At 64.2% G+C, this 18,440-nt stretch carries 14 protein-coding genes and 1 tRNA gene; 11 read left to right on the top strand and 4 right to left on the bottom strand.

The window, feature by feature from the left end:
* Positions 1-10: 10 nt before the first annotated feature.
* Positions 11-466 (top strand): MarR family transcriptional regulator, encoded by a 456-nt coding sequence (locus ACQCSV_RS12800; protein WP_354153790.1) that lies wholly within the window; start codon positions 11-13, stop codon positions 464-466.
* Positions 467-633: 167 nt separating this feature from the next.
* Here ACQCSV_RS12800 and ACQCSV_RS12795 read toward each other — a convergent pair.
* The 3 genes from ACQCSV_RS12795 to ACQCSV_RS12785 form a co-directional block, all read right to left on the bottom strand.
* A tRNA-Lys gene (locus tag ACQCSV_RS12795) sits at positions 634-709 on the bottom strand.
* Between the two features lie 116 nt (positions 710-825).
* Positions 826-2,013, bottom strand: a complete 1,188-nt coding sequence (locus ACQCSV_RS12790; protein WP_426938529.1) for a PQQ-dependent sugar dehydrogenase — start codon at positions 2,011-2,013, stop codon at positions 826-828.
* On the bottom strand, positions 1,967-2,941 hold the full coding sequence (locus tag ACQCSV_RS12785) for a hypothetical protein (RefSeq protein ID WP_354153673.1): 975 nt from the start codon (positions 2,939-2,941) through the stop codon (positions 1,967-1,969). Before ACQCSV_RS12785 ends, ACQCSV_RS12790 begins: the two co-directional genes overlap by 47 nt.
* Before the next feature lie 208 nt (positions 2,942-3,149).
* On the opposite strand from ACQCSV_RS12785, the gene ilvD reads away from it, so the two are divergent.
* The 5 genes from ilvD to serA all read left to right on the top strand — a co-directional run bounded on the left by ilvD (position 3,150) and on the right by serA (position 10,518).
* Entirely contained in the window at positions 3,150-4,871 is a 1,722-nt protein-coding gene (gene ilvD / locus ACQCSV_RS12780) for a dihydroxy-acid dehydratase (protein WP_354153674.1), read from the top strand.
* 384 nt (positions 4,872-5,255) lie between these two features.
* Positions 5,256-7,163, top strand: a complete 1,908-nt coding sequence (locus tag ACQCSV_RS12775; protein ID WP_354153675.1) for an acetolactate synthase large subunit — start codon at positions 5,256-5,258, stop codon at positions 7,161-7,163.
* Between the two features lie 2 nt (positions 7,164-7,165).
* Positions 7,166-7,678, top strand: coding sequence for an acetolactate synthase small subunit (gene ilvN / locus ACQCSV_RS12770; RefSeq protein WP_354153676.1), 513 nt, complete (start codon positions 7,166-7,168; stop codon positions 7,676-7,678).
* 98 nt (positions 7,679-7,776) lie between these two features.
* On the top strand, positions 7,777-8,802 hold the full coding sequence (gene ilvC, locus ACQCSV_RS12765; protein ID WP_354153677.1) for a ketol-acid reductoisomerase: 1,026 nt from the start codon (positions 7,777-7,779) through the stop codon (positions 8,800-8,802).
* Positions 8,803-8,928: 126 nt separating this feature from the next.
* Positions 8,929-10,518: a phosphoglycerate dehydrogenase gene (gene serA, locus ACQCSV_RS12760; protein WP_426938528.1), complete on the top strand. Its 1,590-nt coding sequence runs from the start codon at positions 8,929-8,931 to the stop codon at positions 10,516-10,518.
* A gap of 67 nt (positions 10,519-10,585) precedes the next feature.
* Here serA and ACQCSV_RS12755 read toward each other — a convergent pair whose 3' ends face one another.
* Positions 10,586-10,792 carry a hypothetical protein gene (locus tag ACQCSV_RS12755; protein ID WP_354153794.1) on the bottom strand — a complete coding sequence of 69 codons (207 nt, stop codon included), beginning with the start codon at positions 10,790-10,792 and terminating at the stop codon, positions 10,586-10,588.
* On the opposite strand from ACQCSV_RS12755, the gene ACQCSV_RS12750 reads away from it, so the two are divergent.
* The 5 genes from ACQCSV_RS12750 (at position 10,722) to ACQCSV_RS12730 (ending at position 18,318) form a co-directional block, all read left to right on the top strand.
* Positions 10,722-13,517 carry an FtsX-like permease family protein gene (locus ACQCSV_RS12750; protein ID WP_354153679.1) on the top strand — a complete coding sequence of 932 codons (2,796 nt, stop codon included), beginning with the start codon at positions 10,722-10,724 and terminating at the stop codon, positions 13,515-13,517. The two genes, ACQCSV_RS12755 and ACQCSV_RS12750, sit on opposite strands and share 71 nt — an antisense overlap.
* Positions 13,514-14,269 (top strand): ABC transporter ATP-binding protein, encoded by a 756-nt coding sequence (locus ACQCSV_RS12745; protein ID WP_282329009.1) that lies wholly within the window; start codon positions 13,514-13,516, stop codon positions 14,267-14,269. The genes ACQCSV_RS12750 and ACQCSV_RS12745 overlap by 4 nt, the downstream gene beginning before the upstream one ends.
* Positions 14,270-14,303: 34 nt before the next feature.
* Positions 14,304-15,863, top strand: coding sequence for a methionine--tRNA ligase (gene metG, locus ACQCSV_RS12740; protein ID WP_354223091.1), 1,560 nt, complete (start codon positions 14,304-14,306; stop codon positions 15,861-15,863).
* A gap of 177 nt (positions 15,864-16,040) precedes the next feature.
* Positions 16,041-17,093 (top strand): 3-isopropylmalate dehydrogenase, encoded by a 1,053-nt coding sequence (locus tag ACQCSV_RS12735; protein WP_426938527.1) that lies wholly within the window; start codon positions 16,041-16,043, stop codon positions 17,091-17,093.
* A 112-nt stretch (positions 17,094-17,205) separates the two neighbouring features.
* Positions 17,206-18,318, top strand: coding sequence for a branched-chain amino acid aminotransferase (locus ACQCSV_RS12730; RefSeq protein WP_354153682.1), 1,113 nt, complete (start codon positions 17,206-17,208; stop codon positions 18,316-18,318).
* Positions 18,319-18,440: the final 122 nt, after the last annotated feature.

Below are 18,440 nucleotides of genomic sequence, written 5' to 3'. Positions count from 1 at the left end.
TATGCCTGACATGGATCGCTGGCCCACTGGGCGCCTATTGTCCACTGCGGCACGCCTCGTTGAACACTCCTGGAACGAAAAGCTAAGCGCCATCGGACTGACGCATGCCGGCGTGATCGCTATCGAAGTTCTCTCAGCACAAGGGCCGATGACGCAGGCCCAACTCGCCCAATATGTGCGCGTTCAGGCCCAGACCATGGGTAAGACGTTGAGTCGGTTGGAGTCCCACGGCCACATTGTCCGCGTCCGCAGCACTTCGGACCGCCGCAGCCAGGTGGTGTCCCTCACCGACAGCGGACGGGAAGCTGCGGCCGCGGCAGTTGAGATGGAACGCTCCGTACTCGCCGCGGCAACCATTGATCCCGACTCCCTGCGGCAGGAACTCCAGGCCGTGGTCCGGGAATTAGCCAGCCAGTTCGCCTCGCCGTCAACGCGCGCCCTGATTGACGGTTCCCCGCTAGGCTAGCAATCCCCGGAGTTCGGAAAAAGACCCCGCCGGTATCGCCGCTGCGAAGTGTTGCAGTGGTGGCGCCGGTTTTTGCCGCTGTAGTCCTGTCAGCACAAGCTGATCTTCCGCCACTAACAAAACAGCTCCTGGCCAGCGTTTCCGCGTGCCAGGAGCTGTTTTTTCCTTGGTGCACCCCCCGGGACTTGAACCCGGAACCCATTGATTAAGAGTCAATTGCTCTGCCAATTGAGCTAGAGGTGCATCTCTCATGTGATGACCTTCCGGGCTTTTTCTTTCCCGGTTGATCTCCGCAACGACATGAAACTCTACACGAACTTTCGGGCCATGTGAAATCGAAGCTGCTGGGGCCAGCAGGCTCACCCGGGAGGGGCCAGAACCAGTACAAAATCAGGGTTTCTGTTGTTGGTGAGCAGCCATAGACCGCCGTCGGGGGTTTGGGTGACGTCACGGATCCTGCCGTATTCGCCTGTGAAATAAGCCACAGGTGCTCCTGCTTCTGCGCCGGACAGTGCCACAGTCCAGAGGCGTTGGCCGCGCAGGGCGCCGAGGTATGCGGTCGACCCGACAATTTCCAGGCCGCTGGGTGAGGAGTCCGCCGTCGAAGGCCACACCACCTTTGCGTCGCGGTACTCCTCCCGATGCGGCGCCCCGGTCACTGCGGGCCACCCGTAGTTGGCGCCCGGTTCAATGAGGTTGAGTTCGTCGTTGACGTCCGGGCCGAACTCGCTGGCCCAGAGCCGGCCGGAACTGTCCCACGCCAGACCCTGGACGTTTCGGTGCCCCAGGCTGTAGACGGCATTGCCAAAAGGGTTGCCGGGGGCGGGGTCTCCCTCCGGCGTCAGCCGCAGGATCTTCCCGCCCAGGGCATTCGGGTCCTGCGGCTGTTCCCGGCGCTGGGAGTCTCCAGTACCCACGTACAGGAACCCATCCGGGCCGAACCGGATCCGGCCGCCGTTGTGCGTGGACGCATTCGGGATTCCGGAAAAGACCACCTCAGGCTCGCCGAGGTCCAGGGCTCCGTCAGGCTGTTCAGTCAGTTTCAACCGGGCGATCCGGTTGTCCTCCGCGGACGTGAAGTACAGGTAAAGGTAGCTGTCGGCCGGAAAATTGGGGGAGAGGGCGAGGCCCAAAAGTCCTCCCTCACCGCCTGGAGCAACGCCGGGGACCTGGCCGAGGGTGATGGACTTGCCATCACGGACAGCTTTCAGCAGCGCAGAGTCACGCTCGGAGATGACGGCAGTTCCGTTCGGCAGGAATACCGCGGCCCAGGGGATGTCGAGCTGAAGATCGAGCCGCGCCACAATCTCGGGCGGCGTCGTGCTTCCCGGGACCGGTCCAATTTCCGTGCCGGGTCCGCTCACTCTTCCCGAAATGCTGGCGGTGGGGGCAACGGTGGCGTCCCCAGTGCAGCCCGACAGCAGCAGGGCCAGGATCACTGCGAAGGCGCCCGCAGGAGGCGTGGCCGCCGCGAACCTATGAAAGCGCGTTCCCGTCCGGTCAGATTCGGGTGCGTCGGGGAGCCCGGAAACCTGCAGCTTCGGCATGGGCCGCTGACTCAAACCAGACGTCGGCTGTCGTCTGCTCATAGTCAGGATGCCCCTCCTCGTAATAGACCATGGTTCCGGCGTTGGCCTTGACCTCGAAATCCGCCGGGCCGCTGCCGTCCGGGCCGGGCGACGCGGAACCGGCGCCATAGGGCTGATCCGCGGCCAGATGCCCGGTTGGTTCCGGCGCAGCGTCGGAGTCCGCCACCGCTGCGGGCTCCATGGCCGCGGATTCCGTTTCAACTGCTTCGGCAGCGGCCGTTTCGGCGCCGGGCAGCGTGGGCGCGTGGGGCTCCGTGTACTCCGGGTGATGCTCAGGCCCGGTGCCCTGGGTCGCTGGCAGTTCGGACAGCGGGATATCTGCCATCATGGTGGCTGAGTCGTCTGATGGCCTGTGGCTGGCCGCGGGTTGGGTTGGCGCACTTGCCTCTGACCACTGGGTTTCCCACTCAGATTCGTCTGCCTGCCGGCTCACACTCTCCTGGCTGCCGGCTTCTTGGATTCCAGGTTGCTGCGTTGATACGTCCTCCGGGCGGACCGGATCCTCCGCGTCAGCGTCCGTGGAACCGGCAGCGACGGGTTCAAGACCGGCGTCCAGCCCATCGCTGGGATCCTTTTCAACGTCGACTTCTTCAAGGCCGGTTTGATGCACGGCGGCGGGATCCTGGAGTTCTGCCATGCTGTCGTGCTCGGGCGCATCATCGGCCGTCATTGGTGGTGCCGGCTCAGCAGCGCCGAAGCCCGCAGCGCTGGGAATGCCCGTTGTGCCGGCGGCTTCCGCCGAGGCAGCTGCGCTTCCGCCAGCGAGCCCGCCGTCCGTCCGGATCGGCGTGGAGTCGCCGGTGCTCGAGGAGTTGCTGCGGTTCAGCAGCCACCACACAACGCCCACGATCAGCACGATGAGGATAATCCAGAAGACAAAATCCATAGCAGGGCCCTTCAGTCCGGATGGCACGGTTGCCGTTCCCTGACGGTACGTCGGCGCGAACGGGGCTGTCTAGGTTCCGCCAGGCCCATAAGAGTCCGTCTCAGAATTTGAGACGAGAGTCCACTATTTGATCGAAATATTCCTGAAAATGGGCCAACCGTGCTGTTCGAGTCGTTGGCGTCCCGATCGGAGCCATAGACTTTGACCCATGAGTGAGGACACCCAAACAGCAACCGAGAACAAGATCGACATCAAGCCCCGAAGCCGGGTCGTTACCGACGGGATCCATGCCGCCCCCGCGCGCGGCATGTTCCGCGCAGTCGGCATGGGCGACGACGACTTCGCCAAGCCCCAGATCGGCGTTGCCAGTTCCTGGAATGAAATCACTCCCTGCAACCTCTCCCTGAACCGGCTGGCCCAGGGCGCCAAGGAAGGCGTCCACGCGGGCGGCGGTTTCCCAATGCAGTTCGGCACCATCTCCGTCTCCGACGGCATCTCCATGGGCCACGAAGGCATGCACTTCTCGCTCGTTTCCCGTGAAGTCATTGCCGACTCCGTGGAAACCGTTATGCAGGCCGAGCGAATCGACGGCTCCGTCCTGCTCGCCGGCTGTGACAAGTCCCTGCCGGGCATGCTCATGGCTGCCGCCCGCCTGGACCTCGCCAGCGTCTTCCTGTACGCGGGCTCCATCATGCCTGGCTGGGTCAAGCTTGAGGACGGCTCCGAAAAAGAAGTCACCCTCATTGACGCCTTCGAAGCCGTCGGCGCCTGCGCCGCCGGCAAGATGAGCCTCGAAGACCTGACCCGCATCGAAAAGGCCATCTGTCCCGGCGAAGGCGCCTGCGGCGGTATGTACACCGCCAACACCATGGCCTGCATCGGCGAAGCCCTGGGCATGTCCCTCCCCGGCTCGGCCGCCCCGCCCTCGGCAGACCGCCGTCGTGATGAATTTGCCCGCAAGTCCGGCGAAGCCGTGGTGAACCTGCTCCGCCTCGGCATCACCGCCCGGGACATCATGACCAAGAAGGCCTTCGAAAACGCCATCGCCGTCACCATGGCCTTCGGTGGCTCCACTAACGCCGTCCTGCACCTGCTGGCCATCGCCCGTGAAGCAGAGGTCGAGCTGAACCTGGAGGACTTCAACCGCATCGGCGACAAGATTCCGCACCTCGGTGACCTTAAGCCGTTCGGCCGCTACGTCATGACTGACGTTGACAAGATCGGCGGTGTTCCGGTCATCATGCGCGCACTGCTCGATGCCGGGCTGCTGCACGGCGACTGCCTCACCGTCACCGGCAAGACCGTTGCCGAGAACCTCGCCGCGATCAACCCGCCGGACCTGGACGGCAAGATCCTCCGTGCCATGGACAACCCGATCCACAAGACCGGCGGCATCACCATCCTGCACGGCTCCATGGCGCCTGAAGGTGCGGTAGTGAAGAGCGCCGGTTTCGACGCCGACGTCTTCGAAGGCACGGCCCGTGTGTTTGAGCGTGAGCAGGGCGCCCTGGCCGCACTGGACCAGGGCCTGATCAAGGCCGGCGACGTTGTGGTCATCCGTTACGAGGGCCCCAAGGGTGGGCCGGGCATGCGCGAGATGCTCGCCATCACCGGCGCCATCAAGGGCGCCGGACTGGGCAAGGACGTACTGCTCCTCACCGACGGCCGCTTTTCCGGTGGAACCACAGGCCTGTGCATCGGCCACGTGGCACCGGAAGCAGCCGACGGCGGCCCCATCGCCTTCGTCCAGGACGGAGACCGGATCCGGGTGGACATCGCCGCCCGAAGCTTCGACCTGCTGGTCGGCGAGGCCGACCTCGAATCCCGCAGGATTGGCTGGGAGCCCCTCCCCGCCAAGTTCACCAAGGGCGTGCTCGCCAAGTACGCCAAGCTGGTGCACAGCGCGAGCACGGGTGCATACTGCGGGTGATACCCAAGTACCTCAAGCCTCCGGTGGCGACGCGGCTGCCGGAGGCGGCAGGGCTTAATAAGGGCTGATCCAGGGTCCCCGGGCGGACGGCGCTTGCGCCGGAGATGCGGGGTAGGATCAGTCCGTGGACAATGGAGTCCACACTGTGAGATGCGCACAGTCCTCGTTGACAGGCATCTCACGCAGAGGGAAAACTGAACGCATGATCGCATTCGTTACAGTCGGCGCCGCTTTGGGTGTATCCGTCGTCCTTACCAAGCGCGTGGCTGACTAGCCCGACTGGTAACGAACCGTCACGCGCAACCCCTCGAAGGCCACCTGGCTGAGGGGTTTTTTTATTTCCGCATTTTCCAAGTACACAGATGATCCACAAGGAAGAGTCCGATGAGCAAAGGATCGCCGATCAGCCCCTCGCTGATGGCTACTAAGTCCGCTGGAGCCCCCAAGGCTCCGGAACGCGCCGACCGAACGGCTGACCAGGCCGCCGTCGTCGCTGATCTTGCCGCCGTCTCTCCTGTCCTTGGGCCGAACAACGTTGTACCCCCAACGGTGATGACCGGCTCACAAGCTATTGTCCGATCGCTCGAAGAACTCGGCGTCGACGATATTTTTGGTTTGCCCGGTGGCGCGATCCTGCCTACCTATGACCCCTTGATGGCTTCCAAGATGAATCACATCCTGGTCCGTCACGAACAGGGAGCCGGCCACGCCGCGCAAGGCTATGCCATGGTTACCGGACGGGTTGGCGTCTGTATCGCCACCTCGGGCCCCGGTGCCACCAACCTCGTTACCGCCATCATGGATGCCCACATGGATTCCGTGCCGCTGGTGGCCATCACCGGCCAGGTATCCAGCGCCGTGATCGGCACCGATGCGTTCCAGGAAGCAGACATCGTGGGCATCACCATGCCGATCACGAAGCACTCCTTCCTGGTCACCAACCCGCAGGATATTCCGCATGTCATGGCCGAGGCCTTCCACCTCGCGTCCACGGGCCGCCCCGGCCCGGTGCTGGTGGATATCGCCAAGGATGCCCAGCAGGGACAGATGACGTTCTCCTGGCCGCCGAAAATCGACCTTCCAGGCTACCGCCCGGTGACGCGCGGCCACAACAAGCAGGTCCGCGAAGCCGCCAAACTCATTGCCGCAGCTAGCAAGCCCGTCCTGTACGTCGGCGGCGGCGTGGTCAAGGCGCACGCCGCTGCTGAGCTCCGCGAGCTGGCCGAACTGACAGGCGCGCCTGTGGTCACCACTCTGACAGCACGCGGCGCCTTCCCCGACTCCCACCCGCAGCACGTGGGCATGCCAGGCATGCACGGCACCGTTTCCGCCGTCACGGCGCTGCAGCAGTCCGATCTGCTCATCACCCTCGGAGCCCGCTTCGATGACCGGGTGACGGGCATCCTGAAGTCATTTGCGCCCAACGCCAAGGTGATCCACGCGGATATTGATCCCGCCGAAATCTCCAAGAACCGGACCGCCGACGTACCGATCGTGGGATCCGTCAAGGAAATCATCCCCGAACTCACCGAGGCGGTCCGCACACAATTCGAGTCCGCCGGCACGCCGGAACTCACCACCTGGTGGGCTTTCCTTAACAACCTTAAGGAAACGTATCCGTTGGGCTGGACCGAGCCGGAGGACGGGCTCAGCGCCCCACAGCGCGTCATCGAACGTATCGGCGCGTTGACAGGACCGGAAGGCATCTACGTTGCCGGCGTCGGCCAGCACCAGATGTGGGCCGCACAGTTCATCAAGTACGAGCGTCCGCATGCCTGGCTGAACTCAGGCGGCGCCGGCACCATGGGCTATGCCGTCCCGGCTGCCATGGGTGCCAAGGTGGGGGATCCGGACCGTGTGGTCTGGGCCATCGACGGTGACGGCTGCTTCCAGATGACCAACCAGGAACTGGCCACCTGCGCCATTAACAAGATCCCCATCAAGGTAGCCATCATCAACAACTCCTCGCTGGGCATGGTCCGCCAGTGGCAGACCCTGTTCTACGAGGGCCGCTACTCCAACACGGACCTCAACACCGGCCACGAGACGGTCCGGATCCCGGACTTCGTCAAGCTGGGGGAGGCCTACGGCTGCGCTTCCTTCCGCTGCGAGCGGGACGAGGACATTGATGCCACCATCCAGAAGGCTCTTGAAATCAATGACCGACCCGTGGTCATCGACTTCGTGGTGAGCCCCGACTCCATGGTGTGGCCAATGGTGCCCGCCGGCGTGAGCAACGACCAGATCCAGGTTGCCCGCAACATGACCCCGGAATGGGAAGAGGAGGACTGAACATGACCCGCCACACATTGTCCGTGCTGGTCGAAGACAAGCCCGGTGTACTGACCCGCGTCGCGAGCCTCTTTGCCCGACGCGCCTTTAACATCAACTCCCTGGCCGTCGGCCCGACGGAAGTTCCGGGCATGTCCCGGATGACCGTCGTCGTCGACGCCGACGGTGACCTTATTGAACAGGTCACCAAGCAGCTCAACAAATTGGTCAACGTGATCAAGATTGTTGAGCTGACCTCCGAATCTTCCGTACAGCGAGACCACATCCTGGTCAAGGTACGTGCGGATGCCGCAACTCGTCTGCAGGTGACCCAGGCTGCAGACCTGTTCCGTGCTTCAGTGGTTGACGTCTCCACAGACTCCGTGGTCATTGAAGCAACAGGCCACCCCGAAAAGCTCACGGCGCTGCTCTCAGTGCTCGAGCCCTTCGGCATCCGCGAAATTGTGCAGTCCGGCACCGTGGCCGTTGGACGGGGATCCCGCTCCATGAGTGACAGGGCTTTGCGCAGCGCTTAGTCAGGCGGGGCACGTCCCACCTGCGGCGCATTGCCCGTGCAGTACCGCAACACCCCAGACTATTTACCCAGCAAAAACACTCAAGAGGAGTTACCCAAGTGACTGAAATGTTCTACGACGACGACGCTGACCTGTCGATCATCCAGGGTCGCAAGGTTGCCATCGTTGGCTATGGCTCCCAGGGACACGCCCATGCGCTGAACCTGCGCGATTCCGGCGTCGAGGTTGTCATTGCCCTCAAGGCGGGCTCGAAGTCGATCGCCAAGGCCGAAGAAGCCGGCTTCAAGGCCCTGACCGTTGCCGACGCCGCCGAATGGGCCGACGTCATCATGATCCTGGCACCGGACCAGCACCAGCGCTCCATCTACAACGAATCCATCAAGGATAAGCTGACCCCCGGCAAGGCACTGGCCTTCGCCCACGGCTTCAACATCCGCTTTGGCTACATCGAAGCGCCTGAGGGCGTTGACGTCATCCTGATCGCCCCGAAGGCTCCGGGCCACACCGTGCGCCGCGAATTCGAAGCCGGCCGTGGCATCCCGGACATCATCGCCGTGGAGCAGGACGCCTCCGGGGCAGCCTGGGACCTGGCCAAGTCTTACGCAAAAGCCATCGGCGGCACCCGCGCCGGCGTCATCAAGACCACCTTCACCGAAGAGACCGAAACCGACCTCTTTGGCGAGCAGGCTGTCCTGTGCGGCGGCGTGTCCCAGCTGGTCCAGTACGGCTTCGAGACCCTGACCGAGGCCGGCTACCAGCCCGAGATCGCCTACTTCGAGGTGCTTCACGAGCTCAAGCTCATCGTTGACCTCATGTGGGAAGGCGGCATCGCCAAGCAGCGCTGGAGCGTATCCGACACCGCAGAGTACGGCGACTACGTCTCCGGCCCGCGCGTCATCACCCCCGCGGTGAAGGAAAACATGCAGGCCGTCCTCAACGACATCCAGAGTGGTGCCTTCGCCAAGCGCTTCATTGACGACCAGGACAACGGCGGCGCCGAGTTCATGGCCCTTCGTGCCAAGGCTGAGCAGCACCCGATCGAGGGCGTCGGCCGCGAGCTGCGCTCCCTGTTCGCCTGGCAGCAGACGGACGAGGACTACGTAGACGGCTCCGCAGCCCGCTAAGTCTGCCCTTCCGGCGCCATCACCGTGCAACCGTGAGGCCGGGCTCACACTTAACAATGTGAGCCCGGCCTTTCTGTCAGCCTAGACTTGTTCCCATCCCCAGGACTGCAACGCAGAGGATCAGCCGTGTCAAAACCCGTAGTACTGCTCGCCGAAGAACTTTCGCCCGCCACCATCGAGGCCCTCGGCCCGGACTTCGAGATCCGCCACACCGACGGCGCAGACCGGGCCCAGCTGCTCGCCGCCATCGCTGACGTGGACGCCATCCTGGTCCGCTCCGCCACACAGGTGGACGCCGAAGCCATTGCCGCCGCCAAGAACCTCAAGGTCATCGCCCGCGCCGGTGTTGGCCTGGACAACGTTGACATCAAAGCCGCCACACAAGCCGGCGTGATGGTGGTCAACGCCCCGACGTCAAACATCATTTCGGCAGCGGAACTGACGGTGGGCCACATCCTGAGCCTCGCACGCCACATCCCGCAGGCCAGCTCTGCGCTGAAAAACGGTGAATGGAAGCGCTCCAAGTACACCGGCATCGAACTGTTCGAGAAGAAGGTCGGCATCATCGGCCTGGGCCGCATCGGCGCCCTCGTTGCTGCCCGCCTCCAGGGTTTCGACACCGAAATCCTTGCCTATGATCCATACATCACCTCTGCACGCGCCGCGCAGCTCGGCGTCAAGCTCGTGACCCTCGACGAACTGCTGGGCCAGGCTGACTTCGTCACCATCCACATGCCCAAGACGCCGGAAACCGTCGGTATGCTCGGCGCCGATGCGTTCACCAAGATGAAGTCCACCGCCTACGTCATCAACGTGGCCCGTGGCGGCCTCGTGGACGAAGAGGCACTCTACGCCGCCCTGCAGGACCGCCAGATCGCCGGCGCAGCCGTGGACGTCTTCGTCAAGGAACCCAGCACGGACCTGCCGTTCTTCGCCCTGGACAATGTAGTGGTCACCCCGCACCTGGGTGCATCCACCGACGAAGCCCAGGAAAAGGCTGGCGTCTCCGTAGCCAAGTCCGTGCGTTTGGCGCTGGCCGGCGAACTCGTACCGGATGCCGTGAACGTGGCCGGCGGCGTGATCGCCCCCGACGTCCGTCCGGGCATCCCGCTGATCGAAAAGCTGGGCCGGATTTTCACAGCCCTGACCCACGCCTCCCTGACCCAGATCGACGTCGAGGTGGCCGGCGAGATCGCGGCCCTTGACGTCAAGGTCCTGGAACTTGCCGCGCTCAAGGGTATCTTCGCCGATGTGGTGACCGAACAGGTTTCCTACGTCAATGCCCCGGTCATAGCCGAACAGCGCGGCATCAACGTCCGCCTCATCACGTCGGCGGAAGCGGAGGACTACCGCAATGTCCTGACCATCCGGGGTGCTTTGAGTGACGGCAGCCAGATCTCAGTGGCAGGTACGCTCACTGGCCCGAAGCAGATCCAGAAGCTCGTCGGCGTCAACGGCTACGACGTGGAGATCCCTATCAGCGAGCACCTCGTGGTGGTTGCCTACGCCGACCGGCCCGGTGTGATCGGAACCATCGGACACATCCTGGGCATGAACAACATCAACATTGCCGGCATGCAGGTCGCACGTCAGGCGGAAGGTGGCCAGGTACTGGCATTGCTTACCATCGACAGCTCCGTTCCGCAGCAGGTGCTTGACGCCATCAAGGCAGGCATCGGCGCCGAGATGGTCCGCGAAGTGGACCTCGAGGACTAAGAACTGCACCGCCATGAACTCGCGTGACCGAAGCTTAACCTCGGCCACGTATGATTGGCCGGTCTGCTTACAATGGCTGAGTCCCGTTTCGGGACCAGGCCGGCAGACCGGCCAATACTTTTTGCACACCAGTCAGGAAATCCTCCATGTCCGCCGCCTGCGGATCCCGGTGTGCGCACGCAATCCAGGTTTCAGGGAGCCCCATGAACGCCGTCCAGCGATTCATCAGAAGCAAAGTGCTGCTGCTGACCGCGGCCATCTTGATCGCAGCCATGTGCTTGTCGGTCCTCGTCCAAGGCCAGTCTCAGGCCGCGCTAAACCGAACGGTGGATGAGAACTCACGGGGCCTCTACGATGTCCTCGTGCAGGCCAAGGCAGGCTCCGCGGCGCTGATGCAGCCGGAGATCGCCAACGGCGGCGGCGGCATCAGCTTTGACCAGCTCGAGAACATCCGGAAGCTTTCCGGAACCTCCGTGGCGGCCCCCATCAGCCTGGTGTCCCGTGTGACACAGAACCTGGAGGCTCCGCGGCTCGACGCCATGGACTACCTGGGCTATAACTCCGGATTGGCAGGCACGGCCACCACAGACCAGGCCGCCGGCGCCACAGAGCCCAGCAAATGGCCCGCCGCCGAGTCAGTTCTCGGCGACGCCGCCAAGAACTACCGCCTGACCGCCAGCGCCGTCAGCTCCGACGGTGTCTCAGAGCAGACCCTGTTCAAGTCCACCGCCGAGGGCCGCCTGGGAAAGGCCCGCCTGGTCGAAGAGAAGACGGCCGGGGGCACCAGCATCCGGATCGCACCTCCCGCAGGCGAGACGGGCATCAAGTTCCCCGCTCCTGCCGGCGGCTCCGAACACAACCTGTTCAACCTTTCTGTATCCCTGCCGCTGTCTCCCGAAGTGACCGAGTCCGTGGTGGCCGTCGATCCCGTTTCCGAGCGCGCCTTGCTTGGCTCGGCCGGCGACTTCCTTGCCCCGTTGGAGAAAGCTCCGCCTGCTGATGCGCGCAACGCCGGTGCGATTGGCCGGCACTTCGAAAGCCTCTTCACCAATGGCATCAGCACGCAAGAGCTCAACGAAGGCCCCGATTTCCTCGGCGTCAAACTCAAATACTGGGCACCGCTGATGACGCAGTACCAGCAGGCCAAGCGCAGCGGACAGCTGACCGCGGACTCGCAGGCGATTCCCCTGATTGTCCGTTCCGGCACCTCCCTGGACCTGAAATACAACGTAAAGATCGAGGAGATCGACGCCGCGGGCAAGGTGGTCAAGGAAGTCGGCACCGCCACGCGCTCCCTCGGCAAGGACTACCTGCCTTTCGTGTCCAAGGACCCCTTCGCGTTGTCCTGGCCCGGTTCCACCGATCACTCCGGCCTCTTTGGCAGCGCCGGCAACTTCAACCAGGGACTCTATACCCCGGCTACGTGGAGCAATGACTTCGCAGCCGCGCCGAAGTACACCGACGGCGAAGCCGCAGCCAATGGCGCAGTCCAGAAGACCGCCGTGCCCAGCGACTGGGTCACCGTTAACCGGCTCCCGGAGAAGGGTGCGAACGGCGCCCCGGTGGACCAGACGCAGCGTGAGCCCGTGGATGAACGTTCCTACCGGGAAGACCTGGCAACGGGGGAGAAGCTCGCGGCTCCTCTGGCTATGGTCTATGGGACCTTTGACCCCTCGGCCGTCGAAAAGGCGGCCGGCGACGTCAACCGCCTCCCGCTGGGTGGCTATGACCCCACCCCGTTTACCCTCACCAAGGACGCCGACGGCAAGCCGGTCACCGCTGCCGGCCTCAAGCCTTCACTCAGTGCCACCGGACTGGCAAGCCAGTCCGCTGGCGCCATCACCGACTTCTACGGCCTGGCCGCGGCCCGCGGCTACAAGGACAACGCCTCTGTGATCGATGCGGTGCGTGTCCGGGCCAAGGCCCCCGGCAGCTGGAAGGAAGCCCAGCCGGACGTCGAAAAGCTCGCCAGCGAGATCCGCGAGATGGGTCTCGAGGCTACTGTCGTGGCCGGTTCCGCGCGTGAAGACGCCAGCATTTTTGTCCCCGGCTACTCAAAGGACGACGCCGGCAAGGAGTCAGCGCTGGGCACAGTCCAGCAGTCCTGGGTCCGGCAGAACGCTGCCGACGCCGTCTCCGGCTCGCTGTCCGGGTCCAACGTCACACTTCTTTTCCTCACCCTCTGCGGAGCCGCCCTGCTGACCGGCGCCTCCACCGTCAGCTACATCCGGAAACGCAAACGCGAAGCCGGCACCCTCCGCGCCATGGGCTGGACCCAGCTGCGCATCAGGAAGTGGGTGCTCGAGGAATTCGCCGTCGGCGCTGCGCTGCTTGCAGTAGCCGGGATTGTCCTGAGCCTGGTGAGCTGGAGCGTGACCACAGCCATCGTCTCGGCCTCCGTTCTGGTCCTGTATGCGGCAGCAGCTTTCTTCGCCGCGCAACAGCTGCGCCACCGCGATGAGGTGGACCAGGAACCGCAGCACGACGAGCGGCTGATCCCGGTCGACTCTCCGCTGACGTTTGCCAACCGGCAGCTCAGTACGAACAAGTTCAACACCCTGTCCCTGGCTGTCGCAGTGGGCGTGTTTGGCGCCGCGGTGGGCGGGCTGGTTGCCTTGCTCATCGACATCCCCCGTGCAGCAGGCGCGAGTGCGCTCAGCGGACTGGCCGCAGCAAGCGTCGCGCTGCCCAGCATGGTCCTTGCTTTCGCCGGCGTCGTCGTGGGCCTTACCCTGACGTTGGTGACCGGCAGGTTTGAGCTGAACGCCAAACGCCAATACCTGGGCATCCTTGAGGCCATGGGCTGGAACCCGGACATGCTGCGTCAGGTCCGGCTCTTCGAAAACGCGCTGGTAGGCACGGTGGCCCTGCCCCTGGGCGTCCTGGGCGCGCTGGGCATCGGGCTGCTTCTTGCCCCGTATGCCGCACTGTGGGCCGGCGTCGCTGGCCTGGTGGCTGTACTTTGCTGGATACCGATTGCAACGAAAGTGGTCCAATGACAAACGAGACGAATGTTCACCGGAGCCGGAGGTCCGGCCTGGCTGAGGCGCCCCTGCAGACCCGTGCCAACACCATCGTCAAGGCCGCGGACCACGGGACCCCGCTGGAACTGAGCGGCATCACCATCCGCTACGGCGGCGGCAAGGGCGGTGCCGAAGCAGTCAGTGTCGTGGAGGGCTTCGACCTCACGCTGCACGCCGGCGAGATGCACTGCGTGGCCGGCCGAAGCGGATCCGGCAAGACCAGCATCCTGACCGTCGGCGCGGGTCTGACCCTGCCGACGTCGGGCCGTGTCTTCTGGGAAGGGGATTCCCTCGAAACCATGGGCGACGACGAAATCGCCGACCGCCGTCGGGCCCTGATCGGTTACGTCGACCAGGGCGGTGCCCTGATCGACGGCATGAGCGCCCTCGAAAACGTCCTCCTGCCGGCAGTGCCTGACGGCGAGGTGGACCAGCGCCGCGACATGGCCAAGGACCTCCTGGACCTGGTGGGCCTGGGCCGTCGGATGCGGCACCGTCCGGCCCAGTTGTCCGGTGGCGAACGCCAGCGAGTGGCGATCGCCCGCGCACTGATCCTGGGCACGCGTGTGCTGGTGGTTGATGAGCCCACGGCCAGCCTGGACCGGGCCTCCGCCAACCGCATCATCAGCATCCTGAAGGACACCACCTCGGACGGAATCGCAGTACTGGTCGCTTCACACGACCACGAACTGGTCCGCCTGAGCGATACGCTGACTGAACTGATCTAGCCCTACCCCTTCGCACTAAAGGTAACGTCCGCACGTGAACGCAACAGTCAAAACCCCGTTCTACATCACCACGGCCATCACCTACCCGAACGGTGTTCCGCACATCGGGCACGCCTACGAGTACATCGCCACCGACGCCATGGCGCGCTTCAAGCGGCTTGATGGCTTCGACGTGATGTTCCTGACGGGCACTGATGAGCACGGCATGAAGATTGCGCAGGCGGCCGAGAAGGAAGGCCTTACGCCCAAGGCGCTGGTGGACCGCAACGCGGAAGTCTACAAGTCTGCCCACGCCGCCCTGGGCATCACCTACGACCGCTTCATCCGGACCACTGACGCTGACCACTACGCCGCGTCGCAGGCCATCTGGAAGAAGATGGAAGCCAACGGCGACATCTACCTGTCCAAGTACGAAGGCTGGTACTCCGTCCGGGACGAGGCCTTCTACGTCGAGGACGACACCGTAGTCAAGGACGACGGCGTGCGGTACTCAAAGGAGACGGACACCGAAGTGACGTGGACGGCTGAGGAGAGCTACTTCTTCCGGCTGTCCTCCTACCAGGACCGCCTGCTGGCGCTGTACGAGGCCCAGCCGGAGTTCGGCGCACCGCAGTCCCGCTTCAACGAGGTCATCAGCTTCGTCAAGCGCGGCCTCGAAGACCTGTCGATCAGCCGCACCACCTTCGACTGGGGCGTCCCCGTCCCCGGCAACGACAAGCACGTGATGTATGTCTGGGTGGACGCGCTCACCAACTACCTGACCGGCGTCGGCTACCCGGACGTGGAGTCGGAATCATTCAAGAAGTTCTGGCCCGCCGACGTGCACGTGATCGGCAAGGACATCTCGCGGTTCCACGCCATCTATTGGCCGGCGTTCCTGATGAGTGCCGGCATCGAGCTGCCCAAACGCGTGATGATCCACGGCTTCCTGCACAACAACGGCGTGAAGATGTCCAAGTCGCTCGGCAACGTGGTGGCGCCGGCAGACTTCGTGGCGCAGTACGGCCTGGACCAGGTACGGTTCTTCTTCCTCCGCGAGGTCCCGTTCGGCGCCGACGGCAGCTACAACCATGAGGCCATCGTGGGCCGGATGAACTCGGACCTGGCCAACAACTTCGGCAACCTGGCGCAGCGTTCGCTGTCCATGGTGGCCAAGAACTGCGAGGGCCGGGTCCCGGTTCCGGGTGCCTTTACCCCTGAAGACACCGCGATCCTGGCGCAGGCCAACGGCCTCCTGGAGACTTCCCGCGCCGCGTTCGAAAAGCAGGAATTCAGCCGCGCCCTCGAGGCCATCTGGGGGGTCCTGGGGGACACCAACGCCTACTTTGCCGAGCAGGCCCCCTGGGTGCTGCGGAAGACCGACGTCGAACGCATGAACACCGTCCTGTACGTGACGCTGGAAGTGCTGCGCATGGTGGCGATCCTGGCCCAACCCGTGATGCCCACGGCCACGGCCTCGCTATTGGACACCTTGGGACAGCCCGACGGCGGATCCCGCCAGTTCGCCGCGCTTACTACGCCGATTGTCGCCGGAACGCCCCTGCCGGCTCCGGCGCCCGTCTTCCCGAAGTACGAGGAGCCAGCCGAAGCCTAGGTATTCCCCGGTCGGCCACCTGCTGGTACGCGGTCTGAGTACGTTTCCGGGGCCGGAGGCTAGGGTCCGCCATGGAAGGCAGTGTGGACCAGGTGACCTCACCGGAGGACCCAGCCCTTCGTCTCAATAAATGAGACTGATTGTCCGGCATGCGGATGATCTTAATATTCTTGGAGCATGAGCGCATCCACGATCAATCTCGCTGTCATTCCCGGTGACGGCATTGGCCCAGAGGTCATTGCCGAGGCACTGAAAGTCCTCGAAAAGGCTGTCGCCGCTGAAGGCGTGGTCCTCGAGCAGACCCATTACAAGCTCGGCGCCGAGCACTGGCTGGCCACGGGCGAGACCCTTCCGGACGAGGTCCTTGCCGATCTGCGCACGCGGGACGCGATCCTCTTCGGAGCGGTAGGCGCCGCCCCCGGTGACACCCGGATTCCGTCCGGCATCATCGAGCGGGAGATGCTGCTCAAGCTCCGCTTCAGCCTGGACCACTACGTCAACCTGCGGCCGTCGCGGCTGTACGGAACGGTAGGCAGCCCGCTGGCGAATCCCGGCATCATCGATTTTATCGTCGTCCGGGAGGGAACCGAGGGGCCCTACGTGGGGAACGGCGGCTCCCTTCGCACCGGCACGCCCCACGAGGTGGCCACCGAGGTTTCGCTGAACACGGCATATGGCGTTGAGCGCGTTGTCCGCGACGCTTTCCGCCGCGCCAGTGCCCGCGAACGCAGGCATGTGACCCTGGTCCACAAGCACAACGTCCTGGTCTACGCCGGCCAACTGTGGAAGCGCACCGTCGAGGCGGTGGCCCAGGAATTCCCCGAGGTCACCCACGATTACCTGCACGTCGATGCGGCCACCATCTTTATGGTCACCCACCCGTCCCGCTTCGATGTCATTGTCACCGACAACCTCTTCGGCGACATCCTCACCGATCTCGCGGCAGCCATCACCGGCGGCATCGGGCTGGCGGCCTCCGGCAACATCAACATGGACCGTACTGCTCCGTCCATGTTTGAACCGGTCCACGGCTCGGCCCCGGACATCGCCGGCCAGCAGAAGGCAGATCCCACCGCGGCCATCCTGTCCGCGGTGCTCCTGCTGGACCACCTCGGCTACGCCGCCGCGGCCCGCCGGATCGAAGCTGCGGTGATCGACGACGTCGAAACCCGCGACGGTGGTACCCGCAGTACCAGCGCGGTCGGGGATGCGATCGCTGCCGCGCTGTAGACCGTGCTCATGAGACTCGGTTAACCGGCGTAAGCTAGTTTCGAATCACCAAATGCTGCCCTGCGGTTCAGTGCTGAACCACATCCAGAAGGCAGCCGATTGTGGAGGAACCATGACTCAGACCGCCCATGGCGTCGAATTTAACCAGCAACTCTCGGCAACCCCGAAGTCAGCTGAAGAGCGTGCAGTCATCCTGGCGAACCCGGGATTTGGCAACTACTTCACCGACCACACCGCCGTCGTCGACTACAGCGTCAACGAGCAAGGCGAAGGTGGCTGGCACACAGCACGCGTTGAGGCCTACGGACCCATCTCCCTGGACCCGTCTGCGGCGGTGCTGCACTACGGCCAGGAAATCTTCGAAGGCCTCAAGGCATACCGCCACGCTGACGGATCAATCTGGACCTTCCGCCCGGAGGCGAATGCGGCCCGCCTGAACAAGTCGGCCCGACGCCTGGCGCTGCCGGAACTGCCCGAGGAATACTTCCTGGGCGCCATCCGGGAACTTGTGCAGGCGGACAAGGAATGGGTTCCCGCCGGTGACGGCGAGGCCCTGTACCTGCGCCCCTTCATGATCGCCACCGAGGCGTTTCTGGGTGTCCGGGCAGCGCGTGAGGTGTCCTTCCGGGTGATCGCCTCTCCTGCCGGCAACTACTTCGGCGGCGAGCTCAAGCCTGTGTCCATCTGGATCTCCCGCGAGTACGCCCGCGCAGGCCGCGGCGGCACCGGTGCGGCCAAGTGCGGTGGCAACTACGCCGCCTCCCTGATCGCGCAGCAGGAAGCCGAGGCCAACGGCTGCAAGCAGGTGCTGTTCCTGGACCACTTTAACGATGACGCCGTGGAAGAGCTCGGGGGTATGAACGTATTCTTCGTAATGAAGGACGGCTCACTGGTCACTCCGGCTTTGAGCGGCACCATTCTGGAAGGCGTGACCCGCATGTCCGTCATGCAGGTGGCCAGGGACATGGGCCGTGAAGTGACGGAGCGCAAGATCACCCTTGATGAATGGCGCGACGGCGTGGCCTCCGGCGAGATCACCGAGGTCTTTGCCTGCGGCACCGCAGCGGTGATCACGCCGATCGGGGTCCTGAAGGACACCGCCGAATTCATCGGCTCCGAGGACGCGGCGGCGGGGGAAACCACCATGGCCATCCGCGAACAGCTCCTGGGCATCCAGACCGGAACCGCGCCGGATACCCACGGCTGGCTGACCCGCCTGGCCTGACCTCCCCAACCCTGGCCAGTACAACGCGGGGTCACTTAACGCCCATTAACCGCATCGGGACGGGCGCTATGTGACCCCGCGTTGTCCTTTAACTGCGCGCAGTTCCCTCCCAGTCGTTGGGC

Origin of the sequence: Pseudarthrobacter sp. S3 (assembly GCF_050156905.1) — a bacterium.
Lineage (GTDB): Bacteria > Actinomycetota > Actinomycetes > Actinomycetales > Micrococcaceae > Arthrobacter.
Note: the sequence above shows the minus strand (reverse complement) of the source record. Positions and strands in the feature narration are given on the sequence as shown.